We start from the raw sequence: 5601 nt of genomic DNA, 5'->3' as shown, positions 1-5601 counted from the left end.
CAACAGCGTCGCCGCCCCATACTTCTGCACATACGCGAGTCAAAGCTGCGGTCAAAGTGGTTTTACCGTGGTCAACGTGACCAATGGTGCCCACGTTTACGTGGGGTTTACTACGTTCAAATGTTTCTTTTGCCATTGCAAACTCTCCTCAACAGGGACGTGGGATAGACCAAACTTAGCCGACCTAGAATTCAACCTACCGCTTACTAACGAGTCCCAAGCTAAATACTTAGATCTCAAACTTTAAATCAACCAGAATGGCCGACCAAAACTGGAGCTCAAGAGCAGATTTGAACTGCCGACCTCACCCTTACCAAGGGTGTGCTCTACCAACTGAGCTACTTGAGCAAATTTCTTTCTAACTTTAACTATGAGGGTTAAGTTCAATGATAGCCTTTTATATACATAAACTTTGTGATTACATATATTGGAGCGGGCAGCGGGAATCGAACCCGCATCATCAGCTTGGAAGGCTGAGGTTCTACCATTGAACTATGCCCGCAGGCTTGTTGCCATTAAGTACCACTCATAGAAAATCGGCCAACTTAACTTCAGTTGACCGATCCTTTTTCAATAAAACCAACATGTAGATTTATTGAAATGACAATTCATGGTGCAGGGGGGTGGATTCGAACCACCGAAGCTTGCGCGTCAGATTTACAGTCTGATCCCTTTGGCCACTCGGGAACCCCTGCGCAAGGAGGCGCGTATTTTCCGCCTCTTGTTTACTTCTGTCAACTGCTTACTTACTTTTTTCAAAGATAAGCAATTGATTTTAGTATAATTATGGAGCTGGCGAGAGGAGTCGAACCCCCGACCGGCTGATTACAAGTCAGCTGCTCTACCAACTGAGCTACGCCAGCACACTTCCACTTAAAAACAAGTTTTGATACCTGCCTTTGTTTGTGGAGGCGCGATTCTAGTGAAACTATTTTAAGGATGCAACAGCTGGACAGAAATTTTGTTGATATCCAACATTTTCTTGGCCAGAAATTAGGCTAGACCAGATTTTTGGGGTGATTTTTGCGCTTTCTGAGGATTTAGCAACCACCCAATTCTGGGCGATGGTTCTCTGCTCTTCGTGAATTTCAACCGCATAACCTTTCGCTTCCAAATCTTCCTTCTTGGCAATTGCACCCGAGTATTCGTTAAACAAACCAAGAGAGATTCCGTTACTCAAATTTCCCTTAGGTATCACATAACTGTCGATACCCAATGTTTGCAATTCAGATAACTTTCGGTAGGCGGAGTCTTTTGATGGCAACGGAGGCAGATACACCCAATAAGCCGGCTCAATGGGAATTTCTAACGTCTCTAGCTGGGCATTCACATCGAGCGCGGATAAACGCTCAATTAAAATATCCGCTCTAGCCAGGTTTTTATATGGGCCGACCATAGAACACAGCTCTTCAAACACCGGATCCGATGTATTTGACGTAGATAAAACTTTTAGATTATCTAGCTGTTCTTTGGTTAGTACTTCTAACGATGGTAGGTGCGGCCTAGCTCTTTCGGTAACAGCTATGCTCGCATTTGATTCTTGATCACTAACACCGTCAAATATGTTCCATCCCGCTAGGACAGTGTTAATCACTAACAATAATATAAATATCGCTTTCATGTGGCGCTTCACTCAAAGCAAACGTTGACCAATCCCTGTATTTCCAACTTTACCAATTACTCAAGTTAATCGGCAGGCTTTCAAACTAGCATATGGCCGCTTAAAGTTTAGCGGGCAATTTCACACTTGGAATACTAGATACATTTAACATTAAACCACTGAAACAAACCATCGAGTACTAAATCAGGAACAATTTCTGTAGGAGAACTGATCAAAGGGGCTAGTTTGGCTGAATCTCCTCCGGCCATCACCACCTGAACATCCTCAGCTAATGACTCAGCAGTTAGCCTTGATATTGAATCCATTATCAATCCAACGATAGCACCGGCGATGCCGTTGTTCACGCAATCGAGCGTTTTATCACCCGGCTCGACCGAATAGGAATCTGGCTGCCTGTCAACTTTAACCTGGCCAGTGCCGTTATAAAGCGTCTGAATCATTGCGGTAAATCCCGGAATGATATAACCACCCAAATGCTGTGCGTTCGAGTTAACAAGCTCAATATTCACAGCGCTACCGGAGTCAACAATGACTATCCCACGGTTCGGATAACGAGTAACACCTGCAACAACTGCAAGCCAACGATCAATCCCCATTTGACTGGGGTCGCAATAGCTGTTGAGAATTTTGGTATTGGGCATACTGAGTTCAGTTTCCGTCTCCGCCTCGACCAACAAGACCTCAGAACCCAGTTGCTTTGTTAAAGACTCTTTTAACCATTGCTTGGCTTCTGCTTTAGCGACACTGGCCAAAGCAATATGAGAAATTGGGGCTTTATCCGATTGAAGAAACTGATTTTGTTCAAAATTTACAATGCTCTGTGTTGCCTGCAAAATTTCGCCTGATAACGACCTAACTTGTATTTTTGTATTACTGTTTCCCTGATCAATTAATAATAGAGCCATCTTTCACCCGCAACGATAATTCCCCGCCATTAAAATTACGAACATCGCCATCCACTATTAATTGAAGCGCTCCGCTTTCGGTTATTCCAAGATTCACTCCAGATACAGAGGACGCCCCGCCCGAAATAGTCACAGCTTGATTCGCAGTCCAATTTCTCTGTTGCCAACGGTCTATGTACGGTTGTAGACCTGTATGAGAATAATTGGCAATGATCGGCAACAGATGATTTAGCAAAATGGATAAAACCCTGTTTCTGCCTGGCAAAGTAATCGATTGCTCTTTTGCAAGTGTCGATAAATCAGTCCAGGGCTGATCTATTTTTTCTCCATCCAACTGTTGCATTTGTACATTCAACCCAATACCGACAACAAAATTACAATCTCCGGCTAAATCACCACCAATTTCAATCAGGACTCCGGCAAGCTTACGGTTCTGATTTAAAATATCGTTAGGCCACTTAAGCTGATTTCCCGCGATTCCTAAACTCTCAACCGCTTCGGCGATACCGACTCCAATAGCAAGACTTAAGCCTTCAAGAGAGGCAATTCCTTCATTGGTTGTCCATCCAATCGATAAGTATAAATTACTAGCAAATGGACTCTCCCAAACTCGACCTCTTCGACCACGACCACTGGTTTGCATTTCGGCACTTACCACGGAGCCTGAAAAATCGGGATTGTGCACTCTTTCAAGAAGGTATTTATTGGTTGAATCAATACTTGGAAAAACTTCGAACGTGGATAAAAAATCTTGTGTCGTTAGATGGCGCACTACTTCATCAGCAGACAATAGATCAATGGACGATTTGAGCTTGTAGCCAACGCCCCTATTGGATTCAACGGTTAAACCCCAATCCTCGAGCTTTTTCAATTGTTTCCATATAGCAGCTCTTGTTATCCCCAAAGATTCGCCGAGAGACTCTCCAGAGTGAAACTCACCATCCGAAAGAACACGCAGTAACTCGTAGCTAGTTTCTGACGCAGTTAACTTTTTTGCATTATTCATGACAGGAGCCTCTGTAGGTTTTTTTATAACGGTTCCCAAGTGACGTTAATACTTCGTATGAAATTGTATTCTCCATCAACGCTAAATCATTAATGGTTTGCTCACTGGTGATCAGTTGTACTTTTCCGCCCGATTCGAGTTCTCTGACACTTAAACCCTTATTAACCAAATCAGTAATATCGAAAACACAATAATCCATTGATACACGCCCCACTAACGGAACCAATTCTCCTTTTAACATGCCTGTTAATTTACCTTGCGCACACCTGAAGATTCCATCTGCATAACCGACTCTCACAGTAGCCAGGTAAGTGCCTTTTAACGCAACCTCTGAAGCACCATAACCAACGGATTGATCTTCTGTAAGCTTTCTTACCTGAATAATGGGCAATGAAAGCTCAACCACGTTTTGAAGGTTTCCAACTTTTACTTTTGGATCTGGGAAACCACCGTAGAGAACCACCCCAGGGCGCATAAGATCAAAGTGATATTTACCATCAAGTAGAGCGCCTGCAGAGTTAGACAAACTCGCAACCACATGCGGAAACTCGGTTTTTATGAGACTCAATGCGTTTTGAAATTTGGTCAATTGAAGGGGGTTTTGAGCGTGCTCAGGCTCATCCGCACAAGCTAAATGACTGAGGACATATTGGAGATTGAGTCGATGATAATCACCTGAAAGAAAAACGTCTAAATCGTCTTCCGACAAACCCAATCGATTCATTCCAGTATCAAGCATGAGCGCACAAGGCTTACTATTTTCCCGTTTTGCCCAATGATCTATTTGAAACAATGAGTTAAGCACAGGCGTTATATTTAACCGCTCAAATGTTTCGCTCTCACCAGGGTGGCAACCCGAAAAAACGAAAATATCAGCATCGGCATCTAGAAATTTTCTAAACTCAACAGCTTCGTCTAAAGTGGCGACAAAAAAGCTTTTACATCCGGCGTTAAATAACGCCAGAGAGACTTCTTTCAAACCCAAACCGTAGGCGTTCGCTTTTACAACAGCTCCTGCTACGGCAGTTTTTGACAATGAATTTATTGTTCGCCAATTGCTTACAAGAGCATCTAAATTGATCGTCAACTCAGGCGTCATGTCCAAATCTCTTCATATGGCTGATATCTATCGATACAAATCAATTGGATAATGTTCTGTGATCTCCATAAAACGTCGACCGTTACACTTAATACAATAGACTCGGTAAACACCAAGATCGATCCCTTTCGGATGTTCTTCTACAGGCAAATCCTTAGACCAACCAACGGTGAATACTTCTCTAAATTGCTCCTGATTTAATTTTCGCAGAAGCCAACCAACACCCTTACCTGTTTCTTCAAGCTCATTTGCTAAATTTTCAGGAATTACGGATAAATCCAGATAAGAGCGCGCAAATGTATAACGTGTTTTGGAATGCATCCCTATTAAGTTGATGTCTCGCCTAATAAGTTTTGCTGCTCGGCCATCGGATTCAACGTCGACCTGCTCAAGAAGGTCGATTGTAATCGGTTCGAAAAATGCGGATTCAATTGCCTTCGACAAGGTACCGTCACACGTCAGCATCACCCGCAATAGTCTAGGTAAAGATTCAAAATCTACAGGAACTCCGTTACCTGATACACCAAGTAGCTGGCCATCGAAGTAACCTGATGACACAAAAATAGGCTCAATTTCTTGGTCGAATAAATATTTCATACAATTTTCATTAATAAATACAGTAAGAGTGTTTATACACAAAAAAGGAAGAATATCCTTGTTTAAAATCCACTTTAAAGCGGGGGGGATATATTAAGGAATTGAATTTTGGAACTAAGTTTTGTTGAAAATAAGCATCCGTTGGCAAGATTATCGCGCTAAGATACGAAGGAGAGGAAGAATCAGGGAAAGAATCAGAATCAGGCAATGAGCAACCCATCACTGCATAACCCCTGAAACATGAACCATAAAAAAAGGGCCATCCGCTTAGGATGGCCCTTTTAGATTTAAGAGCTTGACGATGACCTACTCTCACATGGGGAATCCCCACACTACCATCGGCGATGTATCGTTTCACTACTGAGTTCGGGAT

6 protein-coding genes, 4 tRNA genes and 1 rRNA gene are annotated in these 5601 nt (G+C 42.8%); all 11 read right to left on the bottom strand.

Going from position 1 to position 5601, the window contains the following annotated elements; genetic code table 11:
- On the bottom strand, nt 1-136 hold a 136-nt coding region (locus LU361_RS19955; protein ID WP_233090930.1), incomplete at its 3' end, for a GTP-binding protein.
- A gap of 136 nt (nt 137-272) precedes the next feature.
- Nucleotides 273-348 (bottom strand) — tRNA-Thr (locus LU361_RS19950).
- 80 nt (nt 349-428) lie between these two features.
- Nucleotides 429-502: transfer RNA gene (locus LU361_RS19945), tRNA-Gly, on the bottom strand.
- A gap of 109 nt (nt 503-611) precedes the next feature.
- Nucleotides 612-695, bottom strand: a tRNA-Tyr gene (locus LU361_RS19940).
- A 92-nt stretch (nt 696-787) separates the two neighbouring features.
- Nucleotides 788-863: transfer RNA gene (locus tag LU361_RS19935), tRNA-Thr, on the bottom strand.
- A gap of 65 nt (nt 864-928) precedes the next feature.
- Nucleotides 929-1621, bottom strand: coding sequence for an SPOR domain-containing protein (locus LU361_RS19930; protein ID WP_233090929.1), 693 nt, complete (start codon nt 1619-1621; stop codon nt 929-931).
- Nucleotides 1622-1755: 134 nt separating this feature from the next.
- Entirely contained in the window at nt 1756-2526 is a 771-nt protein-coding gene (locus tag LU361_RS19925; protein WP_233090928.1) for a type III pantothenate kinase, read from the bottom strand.
- The gene (birA, locus tag LU361_RS19920) at nt 2507-3532 is read right to left on the bottom strand and encodes a bifunctional biotin--[acetyl-CoA-carboxylase] ligase/biotin operon repressor BirA (RefSeq protein WP_233090927.1); all 1026 of its coding nucleotides are present in this window, start codon (nt 3530-3532) and stop codon (nt 2507-2509) included. Before birA ends, LU361_RS19925 begins: the two co-directional genes overlap by 20 nt.
- A complete protein-coding gene (gene alr, locus LU361_RS19915; RefSeq protein WP_233090926.1) occupies nt 3525-4631 on the bottom strand; it encodes an alanine racemase in 1107 nt (368 codons plus the stop codon). The genes birA and alr overlap by 8 nt, the downstream gene beginning before the upstream one ends.
- A 27-nt stretch (nt 4632-4658) precedes the next feature.
- On the bottom strand, nt 4659-5228 hold the full coding sequence (locus tag LU361_RS19910) for a chorismate pyruvate-lyase family protein (RefSeq protein ID WP_233090925.1): 570 nt from the start codon (nt 5226-5228) through the stop codon (nt 4659-4661).
- A gap of 293 nt (nt 5229-5521) precedes the next feature.
- A 5S ribosomal RNA gene (gene rrf / locus LU361_RS20455) occupies nt 5522-5601 on the bottom strand; the annotation flags it as partial.

This window comes from Sessilibacter corallicola (assembly GCF_021290925.1).
Lineage (GTDB): Bacteria > Pseudomonadota > Gammaproteobacteria > Pseudomonadales > Cellvibrionaceae > Sessilibacter > Sessilibacter corallicola.
The sequence above is the reverse complement of the archived record's forward strand: the minus strand, read 5'-3'. Positions and strand labels throughout refer to the sequence as shown.